The organism is Streptomyces sp. NPDC088350 (genome assembly GCF_044753545.1).
GTDB lineage: Bacteria > Actinomycetota > Actinomycetes > Streptomycetales > Streptomycetaceae > Streptomyces.
Map to the genome: position 1 here is coordinate 1 of NZ_JBIVNL010000017.1, position 22,052 is coordinate 22,052.

General features: G+C 70.2%; 16 protein-coding genes. 10 read left to right on the forward strand and 6 right to left on the reverse strand.

The window, feature by feature from the left end; translation table 11 throughout:
- Window positions 1–117: 117 nt before the first annotated feature.
- A complete protein-coding gene (locus ACIQBL_RS42410) occupies window positions 118–1,578 on the reverse strand; it encodes an MFS transporter (protein WP_401952712.1) in 1,461 nt (486 codons plus the stop codon).
- A gap of 144 nt (window positions 1,579–1,722) precedes the next feature.
- Between ACIQBL_RS42410 and ACIQBL_RS42415 the strand changes: the two genes are divergently transcribed.
- The 3 genes from ACIQBL_RS42415 to ACIQBL_RS42425 are packed head-to-tail and all read left to right on the forward strand — an operon-like array spanning window position 1,723 to window position 6,194.
- A complete protein-coding gene (locus ACIQBL_RS42415; RefSeq protein WP_401952715.1) occupies window positions 1,723–3,951 on the forward strand; it encodes a glycoside hydrolase family 3 C-terminal domain-containing protein in 2,229 nt (742 codons plus the stop codon).
- Complete coding sequence (locus ACIQBL_RS42420; RefSeq protein ID WP_401952717.1) at window positions 3,948–5,180, forward strand: glycoside hydrolase family 1 protein; 1,233 nt, start codon at window positions 3,948–3,950, stop codon at window positions 5,178–5,180. The genes ACIQBL_RS42415 and ACIQBL_RS42420 overlap by 4 nt, the downstream gene beginning before the upstream one ends.
- A 21-nt stretch (window positions 5,181–5,201) precedes the next feature.
- Window positions 5,202–6,194: an alpha/beta hydrolase gene (locus tag ACIQBL_RS42425; RefSeq protein ID WP_401952720.1), complete on the forward strand. Its 993-nt coding sequence runs from the start codon at window positions 5,202–5,204 to the stop codon at window positions 6,192–6,194.
- A gap of 62 nt (window positions 6,195–6,256) precedes the next feature.
- Here ACIQBL_RS42425 and ACIQBL_RS42430 read toward each other — a convergent pair whose 3' ends face one another.
- A complete protein-coding gene (locus ACIQBL_RS42430; RefSeq protein ID WP_401952722.1) occupies window positions 6,257–7,606 on the reverse strand; it encodes an alpha/beta hydrolase domain-containing protein in 1,350 nt (449 codons plus the stop codon).
- Between the two features lie 172 nt (window positions 7,607–7,778).
- On the opposite strand from ACIQBL_RS42430, the gene ACIQBL_RS42435 reads away from it, so the two are divergent.
- A complete protein-coding gene (locus ACIQBL_RS42435; RefSeq protein ID WP_401952724.1) occupies window positions 7,779–9,560 on the forward strand; it encodes a CocE/NonD family hydrolase in 1,782 nt (593 codons plus the stop codon).
- 26 nt (window positions 9,561–9,586) lie between these two features.
- Here the strand turns inward: ACIQBL_RS42435 and ACIQBL_RS42440 are convergent, their stop codons facing one another.
- From ACIQBL_RS42440 to ACIQBL_RS42450, 3 genes are all read right to left on the reverse strand, one after another.
- Window positions 9,587–11,323, reverse strand: a complete 1,737-nt coding sequence (locus ACIQBL_RS42440; RefSeq protein ID WP_401952727.1) for a CocE/NonD family hydrolase — start codon at window positions 11,321–11,323, stop codon at window positions 9,587–9,589.
- A 113-nt stretch (window positions 11,324–11,436) separates the two neighbouring features.
- Window positions 11,437–12,132, reverse strand: a complete 696-nt coding sequence (locus ACIQBL_RS42445) for an SDR family NAD(P)-dependent oxidoreductase (RefSeq protein WP_401952730.1) — start codon at window positions 12,130–12,132, stop codon at window positions 11,437–11,439.
- Window positions 12,119–13,831, reverse strand: coding sequence for an IlvD/Edd family dehydratase (locus tag ACIQBL_RS42450; protein WP_401952733.1), 1,713 nt, complete (start codon window positions 13,829–13,831; stop codon window positions 12,119–12,121). The genes ACIQBL_RS42445 and ACIQBL_RS42450 overlap by 14 nt, the downstream gene beginning before the upstream one ends.
- Window positions 13,832–13,881: 50 nt before the next feature.
- Here ACIQBL_RS42450 and ACIQBL_RS42455 point away from each other — a divergent pair, with 50 nt between their 5' ends.
- Together ACIQBL_RS42455 and ACIQBL_RS42460 are read left to right on the forward strand one after the other, a co-directional pair.
- Complete coding sequence (locus ACIQBL_RS42455) at window positions 13,882–14,706, forward strand: IclR family transcriptional regulator (RefSeq protein ID WP_401952736.1); 825 nt, start codon at window positions 13,882–13,884, stop codon at window positions 14,704–14,706.
- A complete protein-coding gene (locus ACIQBL_RS42460) occupies window positions 14,703–15,734 on the forward strand; it encodes a zinc-binding dehydrogenase (RefSeq protein WP_401952739.1) in 1,032 nt (343 codons plus the stop codon). Before ACIQBL_RS42455 ends, ACIQBL_RS42460 begins: the two co-directional genes overlap by 4 nt.
- Before the next feature lie 15 nt (window positions 15,735–15,749).
- Here the strand turns inward: ACIQBL_RS42460 and ACIQBL_RS42465 are convergent, their stop codons facing one another.
- On the reverse strand, window positions 15,750–16,382 hold the full coding sequence (locus ACIQBL_RS42465; protein WP_401952741.1) for a TetR/AcrR family transcriptional regulator: 633 nt from the start codon (window positions 16,380–16,382) through the stop codon (window positions 15,750–15,752).
- A 415-nt stretch (window positions 16,383–16,797) separates the two neighbouring features.
- Between ACIQBL_RS42465 and ACIQBL_RS42470 the strand changes: the two genes are divergently transcribed.
- The 4 genes from ACIQBL_RS42470 to ACIQBL_RS42485 all read left to right on the forward strand — a co-directional run bounded on the left by ACIQBL_RS42470 (window position 16,798) and on the right by ACIQBL_RS42485 (window position 22,050).
- Window positions 16,798–18,348 carry an ABC transporter substrate-binding protein gene (locus ACIQBL_RS42470; RefSeq protein WP_401952744.1) on the forward strand — a complete coding sequence of 517 codons (1,551 nt, stop codon included), beginning with the start codon at window positions 16,798–16,800 and terminating at the stop codon, window positions 18,346–18,348.
- An 80-nt stretch (window positions 18,349–18,428) separates the two neighbouring features.
- Window positions 18,429–19,370, forward strand: coding sequence for an ABC transporter permease (locus ACIQBL_RS42475; RefSeq protein WP_401952747.1), 942 nt, complete (start codon window positions 18,429–18,431; stop codon window positions 19,368–19,370).
- On the forward strand, window positions 19,367–21,181 hold the full coding sequence (locus ACIQBL_RS42480; RefSeq protein WP_401952750.1) for an ATP-binding cassette domain-containing protein: 1,815 nt from the start codon (window positions 19,367–19,369) through the stop codon (window positions 21,179–21,181). The genes ACIQBL_RS42475 and ACIQBL_RS42480 overlap by 4 nt, the downstream gene beginning before the upstream one ends.
- Window positions 21,178–22,050, forward strand: a complete 873-nt coding sequence (locus tag ACIQBL_RS42485; protein WP_401952753.1) for an ATP-binding cassette domain-containing protein — start codon at window positions 21,178–21,180, stop codon at window positions 22,048–22,050. Before ACIQBL_RS42480 ends, ACIQBL_RS42485 begins: the two co-directional genes overlap by 4 nt.
- The last annotated feature ends 2 nt before the right edge of the window (window positions 22,051–22,052 follow it).

Genomic DNA, 22,052 nt, shown 5'->3' on the forward strand with positions numbered 1-22,052 from the left:
GCACGACCCCTCCGTGGACATCGCCGCCATCGCCGAGACCTTCACCCACATGCTCGCCACCCCGGCCGACTCCACGCACGAACCGGCCGAATGACGTGCCGTCGGTGAGGGAGCCGGTCAGGCGGCCTGACCGGCCTCCGCCTCGTCGAGGCGCTTGCCCTTGGGGATGAGCAGCACCAGCAGTGCGGCGAACGCGACCACACAGGCGAACAGCACGAACCCGTTCGTGAACCCGCGGTCACCGTAGAACTCGGTGCCCGTCACCACCGTGCCGTCCTTGGCCAGGACCACGAAGGCGACCTGGGTGAGCAGCCCTTGGACGACGCCCTGTGTCATGCCCTGGGCGCCGTTGGCCAGTGCCTGTTCCTCCGGCTCCACGGCCTCGATGACCATGACCGGAATCATCGACACGACCATGCCCATCCCCACCGCGCTGAAGACGCCGATCGCGATGAACTGGCTGACGTGGTAGTGGAACTGGGAGCTGAGCGCGATCCCGGCGGCCACCAGTGCGCCGCCGATGCCGAGGATCAGGCGTGAGTCATGGCGGCGGGCGAGCATGCCGCTCACCACGGCGGCTCCGATGATCAGGATGCTGCCGGGAGCGGCGACCAGGGCGCCCTTCGTGGCGGTCCAGCCCAGCCCGTCGGAGATCCCCGGAATCCTCGGCATGAGGATGAGCAGGTTCGTCACGATGCCGCCGGCATAGATCGCGCCCGCGACCAGGCCCGTGGCCAGGAAGGTCGCCCACACCCTGCGACGGCCCAGCATGGATATCGGGAACATCGGGTGGGCGACCTTCCGCTCCACCCCCACGAAGGCGATCAGCGCGACGATCCCGCCGCCGATGCAGAGAAACGTGCGACCGCTGGTCCAGCCCCAGCCCGAACCCTCGCCGATGCCGTAGACGACGGCGGTGAGACCGCCGCCCAGAAGCAGGCCCCCGGCCCAGTCCATGGGAGCGCGCCGCTCACGCACCGAACTCTCGGGGACGAAGGCCAGCAGCAGGACGAGGGCCAGCGCCGTCCCCACCACCAGGAACCACAGCGCCGCCCGGAAACCGTGGTCGTCGAGGAGCCAGCCGGACAGGAACGGGCCGCCCAGCGCGACCAGTCCGACACCGCCGCCGAGGAATCCGCTGGCCGGACCCACCAGCCGTCGCGGGAACACGTCCCGCGTCAGGGCGTAGGCCAGCGGGACGGAGGCGCTGTAGAAGCCGGCGACACCCCGTCCGACGAGCAGGGTCCCGTAGTTCGTCGCCAGGGCGGCGATCAGGTCACCGACCAGGCCGAGCGTGGTGATGACGACCATGACGCGCTTCTTGCCGTACATCGCGGCGGCCTTGACCACGAAGGGCGTGGCGAACAGTCCGCCCAGCAACCCGACCTGGTTGAACCAGGCGATCTTGGTGGTGTGGAAGTGGATCGCGATCGCGGACTGGGCGTTCCCGGAGATCAGGCCGACCAGGCTGGTCAGCTGAGTGGCCCAGAGCAGCACGATCAGGATCACTACGTACCGCGCGCCGAAGCCGGCCTTCCCGGCTTCTTCCTTGTGCTGTGACTCGACGTTGAGTGACATCCGGCACCCCGGCTTCCGTATACGAATGGAGCCCTTGTGCTCCTGGCGCGCAGGCTAGCCCCTAATTTTTTGGAGTGATAGATTTTTGACACGGAAACATTCCGGCCCCTCAGACGGGCCTGTGCCGCCGAAGGGATCCCGCCCATGCAACTGCCCGACCTCGCCACTCTCCCGCTGGAGGAGAAGGTGTCCCTGCTCGCGGGAGGGGACTTCTGGTCGACCCGGCCGCTCGACGGGGCCTCGGTCCCCGCGGTCGTCCTGACCGACGGCCCGCACGGGATCCGCCGCCAGCGGGCCGACGCCGACCACCCGGGCTTCCACGCGAGCGAACCGGCCACCTGTTTCCCTCCGGCCGTCGCCGTCGGCTCCAGCTGGGACGCCGAACTCGCCGCGCGGGTGGGCGAGTTGGTGGGCCGGGAGGCCGTCGCGCTGGGTGTCGGTGTCGTCCTGGGCCCGGGCGTGAACATCAAGCGGTCCCCGCTGTGCGGGCGCAACTTCGAGTACTACTCCGAGGACCCGCTCCTGTCCGGTGTCCTGGGAGCGGCCTTCGTACGGGCCCTGCAGTCCCGGGGCGTGGGCGCGACCGTCAAGCACTTCGCGGCCAACAACCAGGAGACGGGCCGGATGCGCGTCAGCGCGGACGTCGACGAACGCACCCTGCGCGAGATCTACCTGCCGGCCTTCGAACGCGTCGTCACCGAGGCGCACCCGGCCGCCGTCATGGCCGCCTACAACCGCGTCAACGGCATCCCGGCCTGTGAGAACCACTGGCTGCTCACCCAAGTCCTGCGCACGGAATGGGGGTTCGAGGGCGTGGTCGTCTCCGACTGGGGCGCGGTCGGCGACCGGGTGGCCGCGCTCGCCGCCGGGCTCGACCTCCAGATGCCCGGCCCCGACCCCGCCAACGACGCGGCGATCGTGCGGGCCGTGCGCGAGGGTGTGCTGGACGAGGCCGTGGTCGACGCGAGTGTCCGGCGTGTACTGGGGCTGGCCCCGCTGGCCGAACTGGCCCATGAGTCCGGAGAGTCGCCCCTCTCCGCCCACCATCACGCGCTGGCAAGGGAGTTGGCCGCCGACTGTGTCGTCCTGCTGAAGAACGACGACGAGACACTCCCTCTCGCGCGCCCCGCCCGCATCGCCGTCATCGGTGAGTTCGCCACCGTTCCGGCGTTCCAGGGCGACGGCAGCTCGCGGATCAACGCCACCCGCGTCGACACCCCGTTGGCGGCGATCGAGGGGTTCGGCGACACCGTCACCTACGCGGCGGGCTTCACCAGCGACGGAACACGGGACCCCGAGGCGTTGCGCGCCGAGGCCGTACGGGTGGCCGGGGAAGCCGGGACCGCCGTGCTCTTCGTCGGGCTGCGCGGCGAGACCGAGGGTATCGACCGCGAGCAACTCGACCTGCCCGCAGACCAGTTGGCACTCATCCAGGCGGTCGCCGCCGTGGCTCCGCGTACCGTGGTGGTCCTGTCCGCCGGCGGGGTGGTGTCACTGGAGGGCTGGCACGACGACGTCGACGCGATCGTGGCGGGCTGGCTGCTCGGCCAGGCGGGCGGCGGCGCCCTCGCGGACGTGCTCTACGGTGTCGTCAATCCCTCCGGCCACCTGGCCGAGACCATTCCGCTCCGCCTGGAGGACACCCCCAGCTACCTGACCTTCCCCGGCGAAGCCGGTCATGTCCGGTACGGCGAGGGCGTGATGGTCGGCTACCGCCACTACGAGACGGTCGGACGCGCGATCCGCTACCCCTTCGGACACGGGCTGAGCTACACCACGTTCCGCACCGACGACCTGTCCGTCGACCTCACGGGCGACGACAGCGCCACCGTCCGGGTCACCGTGACCAACACGGGCGACCGGACCGGCAAGCACGTCGTCCAGGTCTACGTCGCCACCGCTGCCGGACCGGTCCGTCGCCCCGCCCGTGAACTGCGCGCCTTCACCAAGGTCACGCTCCGCCCCGGGGAGCGCCGTACCGTCGAACTCCCGCTGGAGCGGCGCGCGTTCGCCTACTACGACGTCGAGCAGGGCGGTTGGGCGGTCGCCCCGGGCTCGTACACGATCCAGGTCGGCGAGAACGCCTCCCGCGTCGTCGCCGAGCGGACCGTCACGCTGGCCGGCGACACCGTGGCCGCCGCGCTGTCCCTCGACTCCTCCCTCGGCGACTGGCTCGCCCATCCGGTCGCAGGTCCCCTGCTGCAGCGGGCACTTGACGCGGGGGCGACCGAGAAGGAGCGGCAGCAGTCGGAGGCCGACGGCGACCTCATCCACATGGTCGCGTCCATCCCCGCACGCCAGTTCCTCCACTTCCCCGGCATTTCCGTCTCCGCCGACGACCTGGCCCAGATCCTGGAGAAGACGAACCGATGACTGACAGCACCCGCCTGCGCCCCGACTTCCTGTGGGGCGCGTCGACCGCCCCCACCCAGGTCGAGGGCAACAACATCAACAGCGACTGGTGGCTCCGCGAACAGCGCATGCCCGGCATGGAGCGCAGCGGCGACGCGGTCGACAGCTACCACCGCTACGCCGAGGACATGCGATTGCTGGCCGACGCGGGCCTGAACTCCTACCGCTTCGGCATCGAGTGGGCCCGCATCGAGCCCGCCGAGGGACATGTCTCCCTGGCCGAACTCGCCCACTACCGGCGGATGATCGACACCGCCGTGGACCTCGGCCTCACCCCGGTCGTCACCCTCCACCACTTCACGCACCCGCGCTGGTTCACCGAGGACGGCGGCTGGACGAGCGACCGTGCCATCGACCGTTTCCGGTCCTACGTCGAGACGGCCACCCGGATCCTCGACGGCGTCGAGTGGGTCTGCACCATCAACGAACCCAACATGCTCGCCCTGATGGCCACCATGAGCCAGGCCCCACCGGCCTCCGAGAAGGAGGTGAAGAAGTGGATGAGCCCCACGGTCGAGGGTGCCGCGCGTCCGGTGCTGCCCTCCCCCGACCCGAAGGCGGGACACCGGCTGGCCGAGGCGCACCGGGCCGCCCGTGAGATCCTCAAGGCACGCACCGACGCCAAGTCCGGCTGGACCGTGGCCAACCAGGCACTCACCGCCACCCCGGGCAACGAGGAGAAGCTGCGCGAAGTCCGGTACGCCCGCGAGGACCTGTACCTCGAAGCGGCCCGCGGCGACGACTTCATCGGCGTGCAGTCCTACACCACCCAGACCGTCGACGAGAACGGCCTCGTCCCCCACGCCGTCGGCCCGGACACCACCCTGACCGGCAACCCGTACCGGCCCGACGCCCTCGGCATCGCCGTCCGGCACACCTGGGAGGTCACCGGCGGCATCCCGATCCTCGTCACCGAGAACGGCATCGCCACCGCCGACGACACGCAGCGGATCGCCTACACCTCCGAAGCACTGCGGCACCTGTTCGCCGCCGTCGACGACGGCATCGACGTACGCGGCTACCTCCACTGGAGCGCCCTCGACAACTACGAATGGGGCCACTGGGAACCGACGTTCGGACTCGTCGCCGTGAACCGCGAAACCTTCGAACGACACCCGAAGCCGAGCCTCGCCTGGCTGGGAGACGTCGCCCGCAGCGGCGGCAAGGGGCTTGGGGAACGGTCCGCATGACAGCGAGCGAAGAGGACACCGATGTCAACTGACCCCACACGCCCGGCACTTCGGCTGCCGGCCCGTGACATCCCGGTGCCCACGTCGGTGAGCCCGGAAGCCCAGGCCGCGATCGTGCGCGGGACGGCGGCGCGGGCCACCCGCTATCCGGGGCCCGAAGACCTCGACGGCTGGCGGGAGTTGGCCGCCGCGACGGACGAGGCCGTACGAAGGATGGTCGCCGGCACGCTCCCCGCTTTCGGAGGCGAGGTCGAGCGGATCGACCTCGACGGCTTCCCGGTGCATGTGATCACGCCGACGGGACTCGCCGACGGCGACCGCGGGGTCTACCTCGACATCCACGGGGGCGCCTGGATCTCGGGGAAGGGAGAGGTGTGCCGTGCTCGGGGCGCCCTGACCGCGGTGTCGGTCGGGGCGCGGGTGTGGGCGGTCGACTACCGGATGCCGCCCGACCATCGCTATCCGACGGCACTGGACGACTGTCTGACCGCGTACCGGGCGTTGCTGAAGGAGCGGCGCCCCGAGGAGATCGTCGTCGGGGGCAGTTCGGCGGGCGGCAACCTCGCCGCCGCCCTCGTACTGCGCGCCCGGGACGAGCAACTCCCGCTTCCCGCCGGGCTGGTGCTGAGCACTCCGGCCACCGACCTGACCGAGGCGGGCGACACCTGGCAGACGAACCTCGGCCTGGACACCGTACTGACGGGCAGCCTCCGGCCGGCCGTCCAGCTGTACGCCGACGGCCACGACCTGCGCGACCCCTGCCTCTCCCCGCTCTTCGGCGACTTCACCAAGGGCTACCCGCCGACACTCCTGGCCAGCGGCACCCGTGACATGCTGCTGTCGGACACCGTCCGGATGCACCGGGCGTTGCGCGCGGCGGGCGTAGCAGCCGAGCTGCATGTGTTCGAGGCCGCCGGACACGGCATGTTCCTGGGGAACACACCGGAGGACGACGAAAAGGCCCGTGAGATACGGCAGTTCATCGACAGGCGGTGGGCGCGCGCGACCCGATGAGCCCGTGGATCTACGTGAAGGCGCCCACCACGAACCGTGGTGGGCGCCTTCACGCTCTCGCCCTACGGGATCTCGATGCTCCGTGCCTCGCGCCGCATCTCCTCGGCGTCGTCCGCAAGCAGCCAGCCCTCGCCGACGAGTTCGGCGAGTCGTCGGTCGTAGCGTTCGACGTAGCCGGTCATGTCCTCGTAGAGCTTGGTCAGCTGCTGGGCGTCGAAGGGTTCGTCGCTGCCGACCGAGAGGTAGGTGGGGGTTCCGTCAGGGTTCAACGGGGTTGGCCGGTAGGTGGAGTGGGGCACGTCGAGTTGCACGCAGCGCACTCCGCCTCGGGTGTTGCCGTGCTCGTCCTTGGCGAAGTAGCCGTCCGGGCCCACCTCGATGCGTTCGGCACGGGGCGGTACGGTGCCGCGGGCGACCCACTCGACAAGGTGGTGGAGGCCCATGCTGAACAGCTCGAAGTGGGGCAGGCTGTTCATCCGGGGGCCGATGACGACGTCCTCGTCCGGGTGCGTCCGCCTCCACAACTCCGGGTCGTCGTACGGCGCTTGGCGGGTGCCCATGTGCGGGACACCCGCGAGTTCGTACAGGCGGTACCGGTCGCCGGGCTCGTCGCTGTCCTCGCGGCGGTAGCGGCGGCCTTCGTAGCCGGGGCGGAAGGCGAAGTCCGGCTGGGCGATGTCGCCGTCGCTCATGACCTGCACGACCGGGACACCGACCTCGCGAAAGGGCTCGAAGGGGAAGCCCGAGGGGAAGTAGCCGTCGTAGACGGACGACCCGTCGGCAAGGCGCTGTACAGGATGGGCGTCGCGAAGGTAGTAGGTGACGACGCTGCCGGTCTGCGAGTGTCCGGCGAGGAGGACGTGGGCGACACCCAAGTCCGCGAAGGGGCCCTGGGACGCCTTGATGGCGGCGCCGACCTGGGCGAGGATCGGGCCGGCCGCCCGGTTCCGGCGTTCCAGCTCGGACCACAACGCCCTTGAGCGTGCACGGTCGTTGAGGTCCAGTCTCGCGTCGAAGTCCCCGGTGTCGGGTCCCTCGATGTGCAGGGGCGCGTAGCGCTGCGGGTCGGACGCCTTGAGGTGCATGTCGAGCGTCGTCCGCTGCGCGGTGACCTCCACCCAGGCGTGCCCGGACCGCATGAGGTAGGCGCCGCTGTAGATCCAGATCGGCGCGATCCCGAAGAGGTGCAGGGTCTCGACGATCACGGTCCCGCTGAAGCGCGCGGGGTCCCGGGGCCGGCGCACGAGCACCGCAGTGGAGTAGGAGTGGCCCTCCTCCTCGCCGGTCGCGATCCACTCCTCCTGCACGTAGTCGTACGCGGCGAGTGGCGGGGTGTCGGTGCCGTGCGGGACGAACGGTGCGGTGGTGTCCCGCGGCGATCGTCGAAGTACGGCCGGGGTTACAACGTCCATGGCGCTCCTGGCGGATACGTGCGGGTACGAAGTCGGTCTCTCCCTGGGGGCCGGCCGGTCCGGGGTCGCCTCTCCCCGGTTGCCGAATCCGGCGAGTTCAAAATCTAGCAGCGATAAAATTTCACGACTAGAGTCACGCCCGGCACACCTGCTCCCGGCTGAAGGGCGCCGCATGGACACCTCGGCAAGCACTCCCCGCGCGTTCGTGTACGAGCGCCCGGTCAGCGTCCCGATGCGGGACGGGACACGGCTCGACGCGATCGTGTTCCGCCCCGCGACGGGCACGGCCCCGGCCCTCCTCGTCCGGACCCCCTACGGCGCGGCGTCGCCCCAGACCGGCATGGCGGGCACCGGCGCGGCCGTCCCGCACGCGACCGCTCTCGTGGACGCGGGCTTCGCGGTCGTCTGGGTCGAGGCGCGCGGCACGTTCGGCTCGGAGGGCGAGTTCACCCCTCAGGTGGACGACACCCGCGACGGATACGACGCGATCGACTGGATCGTCGGCCGGCCGTGGTCGAACGGCATGGTCGGCATGTACGGCGCGTCCTACCTCGGGATGGCACAGTGGGCGGCTGCCGCCGGCGGTCATCCGGCCCTGGCCGCGATCGCACCGCTACAGGCAACCATGCGCTGGTACGAGGGACTCTGGTACCACCCGGGCGGCGCGCTGTCGCTGAGTGCCGTCACCACATGGCACGCGCTGATGTCGCTCAACGACGAGCTGCGCGCCCTCGGTCGCGGGGGCGGTGACCTGGCGCGGGTCATGGCGCTGAGCAGCGCGCTCGCCGATGTGTCCGCGCTGAACGACCACACCCCGGTCGCCGAGCATCCGCTGCTCGCCGGACACGGGTCGTTCGACGAGTTCGTCGCGCGTCCCGACCACGGCGGGTTCTGGGAGGCGCGCGACTTCTCTCGGCACATACCGGAGATGACCCCGCCGGCGCTCCTGACGGCGGGTTGGTACGACCTCTTCATCGGGCAGCAGTTGCGCGACTTCGAGCGGTACCGGGCCTCGGCCGGCTCGGCCGAGGCGCGCGAGGGCTCCCGGCTGATCGTCGGTCCGTGGGACCACGAGCCCACGCTCACGGGCCGCTTCCGCGACCACGACTTCGGGGTGCGCGCGAGCGCGTTCGCGGCCGACCTGACCGGCGAGCACATCCGCCACTTCCGGCGGTGGCTGACACCGGCCGACGCCGCGCCCCAAGTCCCGCCGAGCCGGGTCAAGTTGTTCGTCATGGGCGCCGACGAGTGGCGCGACTTCGAGGAGTGGCCGCCGCCGCACGCCCGGCCCGTCGAGTTCTTCCTCGCGTCCGACGACAACGACGCGGACGGTGAGGGCGGGCTGCGGAACGGCACCCTGAGCACGAGCCCACCGACCTCCGTCCACGCATGGGAGTACACCTACGTCCCGTCCGACCCGGTCCCGACCACCGGGGGTGCGCAGATCCCGCCCGCGTGGGGATTCACCGGCCCCGCCGACCAGCGCGCGCTCGACGACCGTACGGACATCGTGTCCTTCCGCACCGCACCGCTCCCGAAGGACACCGAGGTCGTCGGCTATGTCAGGGCGACCCTGTTCGTCCGCTCGGACGCCCTCGACACGGACTTCACCGCCAAACTGATCGACGTCCACCCGGACGGAAGGGCCGCGCCGCTCTGCGACGGAATCCTCCGCATGCGCTACCGGGCGTCCCTGCGCCACCCCCAACTCATGGACCCCGGACGGGTGTACGAGGTCGAGATCGACATGGCGGCGACGGCCAACGTCTTCCGGCGAGGGCACCGGATCCGGCTCGACGTCTCCAGCAGCAACTTCCCCCGCTTCGACCGCAACACCAACACCGGCGGGATCATCAGCCAGGAGAGCATCGACAAGGCCGTCGCCGCCCGCAACGCCGTACTGACCGGGCCCGAGCAGCCAAGTCGCCTGGTCCTGGGCGTCGTTGCCTCTTGATCACCCCAACCCGCGTTCCACCTCTTCTACTTGACCACCGGCAGGTCCACATAGGTCCTGCCGCCGAGGTGCACGGTGACGTCGCCGAGGGGGTTGTCGGGGACGATCCGCGGATAGTCCCCGCCGCCGATCGTGATGCGCAGCCTCTCCCCCGGCTTGAACTGCCAGTGGGTCTGGCCGAGTTGGACCGTGTACTGCGTCGGGGCGCCCGGGGTGACCGGCTCGGCCTTCTCCAGGCCGTCCCGCAACTGCGCCCGTAGGTAACCCGTTTCGATCGGCAGGACGCGGCCGTCGGGCAGGACGGTCTCCAACTTGCTGACAAAGTAGGTGTCCTTCGTCGGGATCGACGCGTTCAGGTGCAGCGTGACCGGGCCGGCGAGGGTGGTGTCGGCGGTGAACGCCGGGAGGGTGAAAGTGGCCCGGTCGGTCACGTAACGGCCGTTGGGCAGCACGTTGTTCTGTTCGGCCGCGGCCTGGTTCTGGCCCGGGTCGTAGGGCAGGGTTCCGGTGACGGCGGCCGACGGCCCGTCGATCGGGTTGACCTGGTAGCGGTATCGCGTGGACGCGGGTGCGTCCGTGGCGAGCGCGCCGTCCGCCGTCGGGTACAGGCGGGTGCCCGAAGTCGCCGTGGAAGGCCACTGGTTGTAGCCGTGCCAGCTGCCCGACGCCTTGGCTGAGGTGGACGCGTAGCTGATTACGCGGTCCGGGGGCAGGTGCGCCCCGGGGAGCTTGGCCAGCCAGTGGTCGAACCACTGGAGCACGACGGACAGCGAGATCGAGTTCGTGGGGTCGACGCCTTGCAGGGCCGGGTCCAGTCCCGGGATCTGCAGGAAGCCGCCGTGGATCCACGGCCCGTTCAACAGCCAGGTCTGCTCGGGCCGTTGCTCGAGGGCGTCGAAGCCGCCGTTCTTGAAGATGTCGAAGTAGCCGCCGATGTGCAGTGCCGGGACCTTGACGTCGTGCAGCTTGTCGGTGGTGACCGCCTGCTTCCAATAGGCGTCGTAGAGCGGGTTCTGCTGGAAGCTGCGCAGGGTGCTGGTGTGGTCGGCGGGGCTGAGGATCGGGCCGCCGTTGGCCCACCAGGTGCCGTTGGTCGACGGCACTCCGCCGGGGTACACCCACTCCGAGTAGATGTTCGTCGGGGAGACGACGGGGATGATGGCGCGCAGGTGCGGCGGCCGGAGCGCGGCGGCGCGGTAGGCCGTGATGGAGCCGTAGCTCTGCCCCATCTGCCCTACGTCACCGGTCGAGTCGGGCCGTCGGGCCAGCCACTCGATCAGGTCGTAGTCGTCGGTGGCCTCCTTGGGCTGGAACCACGAGGGGAAGGTGCCCGTCGAGCTGCCGGAGCCTCGGACGTTGCAGGTCAGCACGTTGTAGCCGCGCTCGGCGAGATAGCTGTAGGCCGGGTTCTGGCGGTACATCTGGTACGGCGTGAAGTCGACCAGGAGGCTCGGGTGCCTGGCGCCGTCGGCCTTGCCGTCGTGGCCCGGCTCGAAGAGGAAGCAGTCGAGCCGGGCACCGTCCCGCATGGGGACGCGCACCTCGCTGTCGACGCTGTCGTACTGGGCGGGCCGGTCGTAGCCGAGCCAGTCGTGGATCGTCTTCGGGGCGGGCGAGTCGAGCAGCCCCGGGGTCGGATACGAGTCCGCCGTGGAACCGGCGGTGGAGCTCGCCGGGGCCGAGGCGAATCCGGCCAGGGTCAGCGCGGTGGCCACGACCGCGGCCAGCACTCCGGTTCTCCGTGAGCGGGGAAGACGTGCCACAGCGCCACTCCCTTGTGATCAAGCCGTGTGAGTACGTAATCGCGTACGTTAGTACTGGGGAATGGACTGGTCAACGGTCGTGCACGTCCTTGCGGACCGTGAGGTGTCGGCCGTCAGTACGTCGCCCGGCCGCCGCTGATGTCGTAGACGGCGCCGGTGGAGAAGCTGACCCGGTCGGACGCCAGGAACGCGACCAGCTCGGCCACTTCCTCCGGCCGGCCGATCCGGCGCATGGGGATCAGGCCGGTGATGTGGGCCAGTACCTCGGGTGCCGTGCTGTCGTTCATGGGCGTGGCGATGACCGCGGGCGTGATGACGTTGACCAGGACTCCGCTGGTGGCCAGTTCCTTGCCCGCGGACTTGGTGAGGGCGATCACGGCGGCCTTGGACGCGGAGTAGACGGACAGGTTGGCGTTGCCGTCCTTGCCGGCCATGCTGGCGAAGTTGACCACGCGCCCCCAGCCGCGTTCGCGCATGCCGGGGACGAAGGTCCTCAGGGTGTTCACGGTGCCCAGCACATTCACGTCGAGGACGCGGCGCCATTCCTCGGCGGTGGTCTCGGTGAGCGGCTTGTTCGGGCCCACGATGCCCGCCGAGTTGACCAGGACGTCCACGGGCCCGATCTCGTCGGCGACCCGGCGCAACGCCTCTTCGTCCGTCACGTCCGCGCGGACGTCGGCGCCCCGGAGGTCGAGTGTCGTCACGGTGAGGCCGTCGGCCCGCAGGCGTTCGGCGGTGGCGGCCCCGAGGCCACTGGCGCCTCCGGTGACCAGGGCCGTCCTGGCGACCGTCTTGTCAGTGCGATTCACGGCTCACCTCCGAGCCGCTGGACCCGACGAGGAAGTCCAGGTCGGCGCCGGTGTCGGCCTGCGACACGTGGTCCACGTAGAGCCGTTCCCAGCCGCGCTTCGGGGTGGCGAAACCCGCGACGGTGGCCGAGTCGGGCGTTCTGCGGGCCAGTTCGGCGTCCGGTACGTCGACGTCGATGCGGCGGGCTTCGACGTCGAGGGTGATGAGGTCCCCGGTGCGCACCAGCGCGAGCGGGCCGCCGGCCGCGGCCTCCGGTGCCACGTGCAGGACGACCGTGCCGTACGCCGTGCCGCTCATCCGGCCGTCGCAGACGCGGACCATGTCGCGGACGCCCTGTTCGAGGAGCTTCTTCGGCAGCGGCATGTTCGCCACCTCCGGCATGCCGGGATAGCCCTTGGGGCCGCAGCCGCGCAGGACGAGGACCGAGTCGGCGTCGACATCGAGGTCCGGGTCGTCGACGCGGGCGTGGAAGTCCTCGACGCTGTCGAACACGACGGCCCGGCCGCGGTGGTGCAGCAGGTGCGCGGAGGCCGCAGCGGGTTTGATCAGCGCTCCGGCGGGTGCGAGGTTGCCGCGCAGTACGGCGATGCCGCCCTCGGCGACGAGTGGTTCGGCGCGGGTGCGGATCACCTCGGGGTCCCAGATCGGGGCGTCGTCAAGGTAGTTGACCAGTGGCTCTCCGGTGACGGTCAGCGCATCGGGGTCGAGCAGGTCGCGGACCTCGCGCAGCACGGCGCGCAGGCCTCCGGCGCGGTGGAGGTCGTCCATGAGGAAGCGGCCGGCCGGCTGGAGGTCCACGAGGACCGGCACCCGGGAGCCGATGCGGTCGAAGTCGTCGAGCGACAGGTCGACGCCGAGCCGGCCGGCGATCGCGAGCAGGTGGACGACCGCGTTGGTCGACCCGCCGACGGCGGCCAGCGCGACGATCGCGTTGTGGAAGGACGCCTTGGTGAGGAAGGTGGCGGGGCGCCGGTCGGCGGCGACCATCTCGACCGCGAGGCGGCCGGTGTCGTGGGCGGCGGCCAGCAGGCGGCTGTCGGGGGCGGGAGTTCCGGCGACCCCGGGGACGACGGTGCCCAGCGCCTCGGCGACCAGGGCCATCGTGGAGGCGGTGCCCATGGTGTTGCAGTGGCCCCGGCTGCGGATCATCGACGACTCGGACCGGGTGAACTGCTCCTGCGAGAGCGTGCCGGCCCGCACCTCCTCGGACAGCCGCCACACGTCGGTGCCACAGCCCAGCGGGGTACCGCGGAACGTTCCGGTCAGCATCGGGCCGCCCGGCACCACGACGGCCGGCAGATCCACCGACGCGGCGGCCATGAGCAGTGACGGGATGGTCTTGTCGCAGCCTCCCAACAGGACAACGCCGTCAAGGGGGTTGGCCCGCAGCATCTCCTCCGTGGCCATCGCCGCCATGTTCCGCCAGAGCATCGCCGTGGGCCGCACCTGGGTCTCCCCCAGCGACACCACGGGCAGGTCCAGCGGGATGCCGCCCGCCTCGTACACACCGTTGCGCACCGAGGCCGCCACCTCGTTCAGGTGCGCGTTGCACGGGGTCAGGTCCGAGGCGGTGTTGGCGACGGCGATCTGCGGACGGCCGGTGAAGGCGTCCTCCGGCGTACCGCGCCGCATCCAGGCCCGGTGGATGTAGGCGTTGCGGTCCTGGCCCTCGTACCACTGGGCGCTGCGGAGTCTCATCGTCGAGCTCCTTCCAATAATCGACACGATGGTCTAACTTTTGGAACGCCATGGAGCATACGCAGACGCACGACGGACCGACAGACCTCGGCGGGGACGGCCCAACAGGCGCCGAAAGCAGCCGACTTGTGGGATCGGACCGGGTTCTGGCCGTCCTCGGGGAACTCGCCCGGTATCCCGACGGGGTGGGCCTGGAGGAGCTGACCCGGGCGGTCGGCAGCCCCAAACCGACCGTGCACCGGGCGCTGGGCGCGCTGCGCCGCGCCGGTTTCGCCGACCAGGACGACCGCGGACACTACGTCCTCGGCGACGAGTTCCTCCGCCTGGCCTTCGCCCACCACGAGGCCCGTCCCGAGCACCTCCGCCTCCGGCCCCTGCTCCACACGCTGGCCGCGCGGTTCGGCGAGACCGCGCACTACGCGGTCCTGGACGGCCGTGAGGTCGTCTACCGTTCCAAGGTCGACCCGCCTGCCGGCGCCGTCCGGCTGACCTCGACGGTGGGTGGCCGCAATCCCGCGCACGCCACGGGCGTCGGAAAGCTGCTGCTCGCGCACCAGTTGGACACCCTCGAAGAGGTCGAGGAGTGGATCGGCGACTTTCCACTGGAACGCCGTACACCCCGAACCCTGTGTACGGCCCAGGACCTGCACCGCGAGCTGCGCGCCATTCGCGCCCGGGGCCACGCCTGCGACGACCAGGAGAACGAGGCCGGGGTCAACTGCCTTGCCCTGCCCCTGTACGCGACCTCGCCCACGACACCCTCCGGCGCCGTGAGCATCAGCGCGCTGACCTACCGCACACCTCTGTCCACCCTGCTCGACGCACTCGACGAGATCCGTGCCGTGCTCGGGCCCCTGGGTGAGCCGCGGCGATGAACAACCACCTCATGCGGGCGTTCGTCCTGACGGCCCCCGGGAAGTACGCGGTCCAGGAGGTCCCGGCACCGGTCGCCGCACCCGGCGAGGCCGTCGTCGACGTCGAGCGGGTCGGTGTGTGCGGCACCGACATGGAGTTCTTCACCGGTGCGATGGCCTACCTCCACCAGGGGCACTCCTCCTACCCGATGCGGCTCGGCCACGAGTGGTGCGGCCGGGTCGTGTCGGTCGGCGACGGGGTCGACCCGGTGTGGGTGGGGCGGCGGGTCATGGGCGACACCATGCTCGGCTGCGGAGTCTGCCGTCGCTGCCGGCGGGGTCACCAGCACGTGTGCGAGAAGCGGCAGGAACTGGGCATACGCGGGGAGCGGCCCGGCGCCCTCGCGGAGCAACTCGCCGTGCCTGTCTCGTCGTTGCACGTCCTGCCCGACTCCGTGGACGCCGTGCTGGGCGCGCTGGTGGAGCCGGGCGGCAACGCCCTGCGGGCGGCACGGGCGGCGGCGGCCCGGCCCGGTGACCGGGCGCTGGTCCTGGGTCCCGGGACCATCGGGCTGCTGGTCGCGATGTTCCTCCGGGCCGCCGGTACGGAGGTGCACCTGATGGGCCGCGCCGACAACTCCCCCGCCTTCGCCCGCGAGTTGGGCTTCGCGCACGTGTGGACGGAGGACTCCGTCCCGGACCTGCCGTTCGACGCGGTCGTCGACGCCTCCAACGCCGTCCGACTACCCGCTCTGGCGCTGGAGACGGTCGAGCCGGGCGGACGGGTCGTGTACGTGGGGCTGGCCGGTGGGCCCAGCAGGATCGACACCCGCACGCTCGCGCTCAAGGATGTGACGGCGGTGGGCATCCTCTCCGCCTCCCCCGGCCTCGACGACACCATCCGCGCGTACGCCGACGGTTCCGTCGACCCGGGACCGCTGGTCGCCGCGGTCGTCGGCCTGGACGAGGTCGGTCCCGTCCTCGCCGGCGAGCGTCCGGTCGGCGCCGGACCAGGGCCGAAGATCCACGTCGACCCCCGGACCGGCTGACGCCGTACCGCTCCGTCAGCCGGCGGGCCGTCCGTCGTCCGGCGGGATGATGAGGTCGAAGAACCGGTTGAGGGGCTCGATGATGTCGAGGTCCTGGTTGAGCAGCCACTCCATCTGCAGACCGTGCAGTACGGCTTGGAGGAGAGCCGCCGCGCTGTCCGGGTCCAGCCCTTCCCGCAGCCCTCCCTCTGCCGCGCGCCTCCGCATGGCCTGGGCCGTGTACACGCGCACTCGTTCGTGGCGGTCGACGAAGTACGCGTGGGCGGGATGGTCGGGACGCGAGGCGGCGGCGGCCAGTTCCGCCCACAGACGCATCAGCTCCGGCGACTTCTGGTGCCCGCGCAGGATCTCCGCGAGGTACCGCACGGGCGAGTCCGGACCGTCGCTGCCACCACCGCCGCCGCCTCCGGCGAAGGCGAGTTCCCATTCCTCGTCGTCGCGCTGCGCGAGCACCGCGGTCAGCAGTTCGTCCTTGTTCTCGAAGTGGTGGAGCACCGCGGCGTGGCTGATACCGGCCCGCTTCGCGATGTCCCGAAGCGAGGCCCCCGCGTGACCGTGTTCGGCGAAGCTGTCCCGTGCCGCGCGGATGATGTCCGCCCGCCGGGCCGCCGTCTTCGCGTACGGCCCCCGCACCTTTGCCCGGTCCACGTCACGTCCCCTCGCTGGTGGCCGCGTCCGTCGACGACGGCCGGAGTCGGGTTCCCCTCGGAGCCGACCCTGGCACGGTAGCGCCCCTCCACCAAAACATCCAGCTGGTCAATATTCAAATCGGCCGAACCGGCCCGGCACCCCGGTCGAAATATAACGCTCTGGTCACGAACGGCGCACGCCCTCTTCCCGACCGCTCTCACCGGCGCCTACGTTCCACGAGCGAAATCCAACCGCCTGGTAAGCGTTGCCGAGTCAACACTCTCGAGACGCGGAGCGCCGGTTCAGGTGTTCACGTACCGCGCCCGCGTCCGGCGTCGAGGAACCGACCGCGAACCGGTCGGCAGGAGCCCCGGGACGGTGTCAGCCGCATGTCACGCACCGGCCCCGGACCGCACGGGACAAAGGAATCCACATGACGCGCATTCGATCCATCGACCAGCGACCGCGGTCTCGAACACTGCCCGCGACCGCGATCACCGTGGCGACGCTGCTGGCGTTGACAGCCTGCGGCGGAGGGACGGAGAGCTCGTCGTCGCCCAGCGCCAAGACGCTCGCCCTCGCCATTCAGTCCACACCGAACTCCTTCGACACGGCCCAGCTCACCGATGGGCAGGCGGCCTACGTCTGGAGCGCCCTCTACGACACACTTCTGTACACCGACAACAAGGGCGAGCTGAAGCCGAACGCGGCCCAGAGCTGGAAGTACTCCGCCGACGGGCTGACCCTCACCCTGAAAATGCGCCCGGGAATGAAGTTCAGTTCGGGCGCGGCGGTGGACGCGACCGCGGTGAAGGCGACCCTGACGCGCAGCATGTCCACACCCGGTTCACCGGCGGGCCTGCTGGCCTCGATCAAGTCGGTGGAGGCTCCCGACGCCGCGACCGTCGTGATCCACCTCAAGCAGCGGGACGGCTCACTGCTGAGCAGCCTCTCGATGTCGGCGGGAGCGATCGGTGATCCCGCGACGATGGCCGCGAAGAGCGCCGCCCTGAACCCGGTCGGTTCAGGGCCCTACACGCTCGACAAGTCGTCGGTGACCGGTTCGACGTACGTGCTGACGCGGCGGGACGACTACTGGAACGTGAAGGCCTATCCGTTCCGGACCGTGACGGTGAAGGTGATCCAGGATCCCACCGCCTCGGCCAACGCGTTGCGGGCCGGGCAGCTCAACGCCGGCTCGGCCGACCCCCAGAACTCCGCCCAGCTCAAGGCGTCGGGGTACGGCATCTCGCCCCTCAAGGCCACGGCGGTGGCGAACCTGGTCATCGCCGACCGGGCGGGCAGCGTGCTCAAGCCGCTCGGGGACGTGCGGGTGCGGCAGGCGATCAACATGGCGTTCGACCGGGTGAAGATCGCCAAGGAACTGCTCAAGGGCGCCGCGCAGCCGACGCTCCAGGTCTTCAACCCGGCGAGCGGGGCCTATGACGCCGCGTTGGAGAAGACGTATCCGTTCGACCCCGCGGCGGCGAAGAAACTGCTGTCCCAGGCGGGATACCCGAACGGGTTCTCCGTCACGATGCCGGGCTTCGTCTACACCAAGGCGTTCGAGCCGACCGTCACACAGGCGCTCGACGACATCGGGATCAAGGTGAAGTGGACGCCGGTGCCCGCGCAGAACAACTACTCGGCGATCAGCTCGAAGAAGTACCCACTGATCCTCTTCCTCGACGGGTTGACCACCTCCGCGCGTGAGGCGACCAACAACTTCGCCCCGAGCGGCTATCTGAACCCGTTCACCTCCACGGACCCCGCGCTCACGAAGCTGATGGGCAAGGCGGAGGGCGAACTCGACCCGGCGAAGTCGGCGGACGCCTACAAGGAGGTCAACGACTACGCGGTCAAGAACGCGTGGGACGCGCCGATCGCCTACCTCGGCAACAGCTGGGCGACCAAGGGAGTCACCTACCTCGGCGACGGCTCCAACACCTTCAGCAGCGTCCGGGCGTTCGGCGTCTCCGGCTAGCCCGCGCGGGTTCCGGGCCGACGGGCCGCCGCCGGCCCGGAACCCCCTCCCGTAGGTCCTGGTCCGAAGGAGCACCACCCATGATCTCCTACGTGTTGCGCCGGCTCGCCACGAGCCTGGTGCTCACCGTCCTCGTATCAATGATCACGTTCTTCCTCCTGAGCACATCCTTCGACGGCATCGTCAGGAGCATTCTCGGAACGGCCGCCACCCCCGCGACGGTCCAGGCGAAGAAAGCCGAGATGGGCATGGACCGTCCGGTGATCGTCCAGTACTTCGACTGGCTCTTCCACGCGCTCAAGGGCGACTTCGGCGTCTCGTACTTCACCAGTCAACCCGTCGGAACAGCCGTCGCGGACCACCTCACCGTCACCCTGTCCGTCGTGGTCGTCGCCCTGGTCATCACCGCCGCCATCAGCGTCGTCCTCGGCGTCCTGGCGGCGTCGCGCGGCGGCGCCGTCGACCGGCTGGCGCAGGTCGCCTCGCTCGTCGGCTACATCGTGCCGAACCTGCTGCTCGCGATCGCCCTCGTCGTCATCTTCGCGGTCAGGCTGGACTGGCTGCCGGCCACCGGCTACACGCCCTTCGCCGAGAGTCCGGGCCGCTGGCTGGCCTCGATCACCATCCCGGTGATCGCCCTGACCGTGGGCGGCACCGCGAACCTCTCCGCCCAGATCCGCGGCGCCATGATCGGCGAACTGCGCAAGGACTACGTCCGCACCCTGCGCACCCGGGGCATCTCCCCCCGGTCGATCGTGCTGCGGCACGCCCTGCGCAACGCCGCAGGACCGGCCCTCACCGTCCTGTCACTGGAGTTCATCGCGATGCTCGGCGGCGCCCTCATCATCGAGAACGTCTTCGCACTGCCGGGAATCGGCAGTTACTCGTTCAACGCGGCCCTCCAGGGAGACGTCCCGATCATCATGGGCCTCTCCCTCTTCGGTGTCCTGTTCGTCGTGGGCATCAACCTCGTCGTCGACATCGTCAACGGCTGGCTCAACCCGAAGGCGAGGCAGCGATGAGCGCCAACGACCCCACGACCACGGCGAGTTCGAGCACCCCGCGCCGCAAGTCGCCGCTGCGCACACTCCGCCGGGACCCGCAGGCCCTCATCACGGCCGGAGTCCTGGTCGTCATCGTGCTGCTGGGCCTGCTGAGTCCGCTGCTCACCTCGCACGGCCCGAACCACGCCTCGCTGGACGCGATCAACGCCGATCCCGGCAAGGCGGGTTATCTGCTCGGGGGCGACCAGAGCGGCCGTGACATCTTCTCCAGGCTGCTGCACTCCATCAACACCAGCATGATCGCCGGTCTGATCGGTACGAGCGTCTCCCTCGTCATCGGCGTCACGGCGGGGCTCGTCGGCGGATATTTCGGCAGCCGGGTGCGCACCGTCACCGACTGGGTGTTCAACCTCGTCATGACCTTCCCGGGTCTGCTCCTGCTGATCGTCCTGCTGCCCGTGACCGGCGGCGACTACCGGGCCACCATGCTGATCTTCGGCGTGCTGTCGTCCACCGGCATCTTCCGTCTCGTCCGCAACCTCGTCGTCGGCGTGAAGAACGAGCTGTTCGTGGACGCGGCGCGCGTCTCGGGCCTGACGAACCTGCGCATCCTCGGCCGGCACGTGCTGTTCGTGATCCGCGGGCCGATCGTCATCGCGACCGCGTTCCTGATGGGATCGTCCATCAGCCTGCAGTCGGGCCTCGCGTTCCTCGGGCTCGGGTCGAACACCGTCCCCAGCTTCGGTCTGATGATCGGCGAAGGCTTCGTCAACATCTATGAGAAGCCGATGCAGTTCATCTGGCCCAGCCTCATGCTCGGCGTCATCAACGCGTCGTTCGTCCTGCTCGGCAACTCGTTGCGCGACGCCCTGGACCGGGGCCGGCCGAAGCCGGCCAAGATCACCACGCCCGCCCGGCCCCGTACCGTCGACGTCGCCGAACCGACCGTCGACTCACCCGCCGCGCATCTGCTGACGGTGGAGGATCTCGCGATCGCCTACCGCACACCCTCGGGTGAACTGCGGGAGGTCGTCAGCGGAGTGTCGCTGACCCTGGACGCGGGGGAAACCCTGGGCCTCGTGGGCGAGTCGGGATCCGGCAAGACCCAGACCGCGTTCGCGCTCCTGGGCGTACTCCCGGCGGAGGCCGTCGTCACCCGCGGCTCGATCAGGTTGGACGGACGCGAACTCCTCGGCCTGAGCGAGGACCGCCTGTGCGAACTGCGCGGCACGTCCGTGGCCTACGTACCTCAGGAACCCATGTCGAACCTCGACCCCTCCTTCACCGTGGGCTCGCAGCTCATGGAGGGACTGCGTGCCTCGCAGCAGATGTCCCGCAAGGCCGCGCGCGCCCATGTGCTCGCCCTGCTGGAGCGGGTGGGCATCGCCGACCCCCAGCGCACCTTCAGCTCCTACCCGCACCAGATCTCGGGCGGCATGGCACAGCGGGTGCTCATCGCCGGCGCGGTGGCGAGCAGCCCGAAGGTGCTCATCGCCGACGAGCCGACGACCGCGCTCGACGTGACCGTCCAGGCGGAGATCCTGGACCTGCTGCGGGACCTCCAGCAGCAGTTGAACATGGCCGTGCTCCTGGTGACCCACAACTTCGGTGTGGTGGCGGACAGTTGCAGCCGCGTGGCGGTCATGCAGCGGGGTGAGGTCGTCGAGATCGGGAAGGCCGGGGAGCTCTTCGGGGGGCCGCGGCATCCGTACACCCGGATGCTCCTGGGCTCCATCCTCGACGAGAACGGTCTGCGGACCGATCCTCCGGGTGCGCCCGTCGAGGTCACGCAAAGCCCGACCGAGGTCCTTGAGGAGAAGGCGTCATGACCACTCCCCTGCTCGACGTGAACGACCTGCGCGTGTCCTACCCGGGGCGCGGCTTCCGGGCCCGCCCCGTGGAGATCCTGCACGGCGTGTCCCTGACCGCCTGTCAGGGCGAGACCCTGGGGATCGTGGGCGAGTCCGGCTCCGGCAAGACGACCATCGGCCGCGCCGTGCTGGGCCTGGTGAAGCCCAGCGGCGGACAGGTCCTGTTCGCGGGCGAGGACATCACGCACACGGCGGGCCGGGCACGGCGTGCTCTGGCACGCGACATCCAGGTCGTCTTCCAGGACCCCTACACCTCGCTCAACCCGTCCCTGACCATCGGGGACATCCTCAGCGAGCCGCTGGTGGTCCAGGGAGCGACGCCGCGTGACGCGCGGGCCCGGGTGCGTGACCTGCTCGATCAGGTGGGGCTCCCGGAGGACGCCTCGGAGCGGCTGCCGGGCGAGTTCAGCGGAGGCCAGCGCCAGCGTGTCGCGATCGCCCGCGCGCTCGCCCCCGAGCCGAAACTGATCGTCTGCGACGAACCCGTCTCCGCGCTCGACCTCTCCACCCAGGCGCGGGTGCTCGACCTGTTCATCGACATCCAGCGGCGCACCGGGGTCGCGTACCTCTTCGTCTCGCACGACCTCGGCGTCGTACGGCATGTGAGCCATCGGGTGAGCGTGGTCCACCGGGGCGACATCGTCGAGACCGGTCCGGCCGGCCTCGTCACCTCCACCCCCGAACACCCCTATACACAGCGCCTGTTGCTGGCCGCGCCCGTCGCGGACCCGGTGGAGCAGCAACGGCGGCGGGCCGAACGGCGGCGCCTGGCCGAGGCGGACGCCGGGGCGGGCGGCGAGCAGGAGGTGCGAGCCGGTGCGGCCTGACC

What these genes read in the sequence shown, in the direction of transcription:
- ACIQBL_RS42410 (WP_401952712.1), bottom strand. Translation starts at nt 1,578, where the DNA reads ATGTCACTCAACGTCGAGTCACAGCACAAGGAAGAAGCCGGGAAGGCC.
- ACIQBL_RS42415 (WP_401952715.1), top strand. Translation starts at nt 1,723, where the DNA reads ATGCAACTGCCCGACCTCGCCACTCTCCCGCTGGAGGAGAAGGTGTCC.
- ACIQBL_RS42420 (WP_401952717.1), top strand. Translation starts at nt 3,948, where the DNA reads ATGACTGACAGCACCCGCCTGCGCCCCGACTTCCTGTGGGGCGCGTCG.
- ACIQBL_RS42425 (WP_401952720.1), top strand. Translation starts at nt 5,202, where the DNA reads ATGTCAACTGACCCCACACGCCCGGCACTTCGGCTGCCGGCCCGTGAC.
- ACIQBL_RS42430 (WP_401952722.1), bottom strand. Translation starts at nt 7,606, where the DNA reads ATGGACGTTGTAACCCCGGCCGTACTTCGACGATCGCCGCGGGACACC.
- ACIQBL_RS42435 (WP_401952724.1), top strand. Translation starts at nt 7,779, where the DNA reads ATGGACACCTCGGCAAGCACTCCCCGCGCGTTCGTGTACGAGCGCCCG.
- ACIQBL_RS42450 (WP_401952733.1), bottom strand. Translation starts at nt 13,831, where the DNA reads ATGAGACTCCGCAGCGCCCAGTGGTACGAGGGCCAGGACCGCAACGCC.
- ACIQBL_RS42455 (WP_401952736.1), top strand. Translation starts at nt 13,882, where the DNA reads ATGGAGCATACGCAGACGCACGACGGACCGACAGACCTCGGCGGGGAC.
- ACIQBL_RS42460 (WP_401952739.1), top strand. Translation starts at nt 14,703, where the DNA reads ATGAACAACCACCTCATGCGGGCGTTCGTCCTGACGGCCCCCGGGAAG.
- ACIQBL_RS42470 (WP_401952744.1), top strand. Translation starts at nt 16,798, where the DNA reads ATGACGCGCATTCGATCCATCGACCAGCGACCGCGGTCTCGAACACTG.
- ACIQBL_RS42475 (WP_401952747.1), top strand. Translation starts at nt 18,429, where the DNA reads ATGATCTCCTACGTGTTGCGCCGGCTCGCCACGAGCCTGGTGCTCACC.
- ACIQBL_RS42480 (WP_401952750.1), top strand. Translation starts at nt 19,367, where the DNA reads ATGAGCGCCAACGACCCCACGACCACGGCGAGTTCGAGCACCCCGCGC.
- ACIQBL_RS42485 (WP_401952753.1), top strand. Translation starts at nt 21,178, where the DNA reads ATGACCACTCCCCTGCTCGACGTGAACGACCTGCGCGTGTCCTACCCG.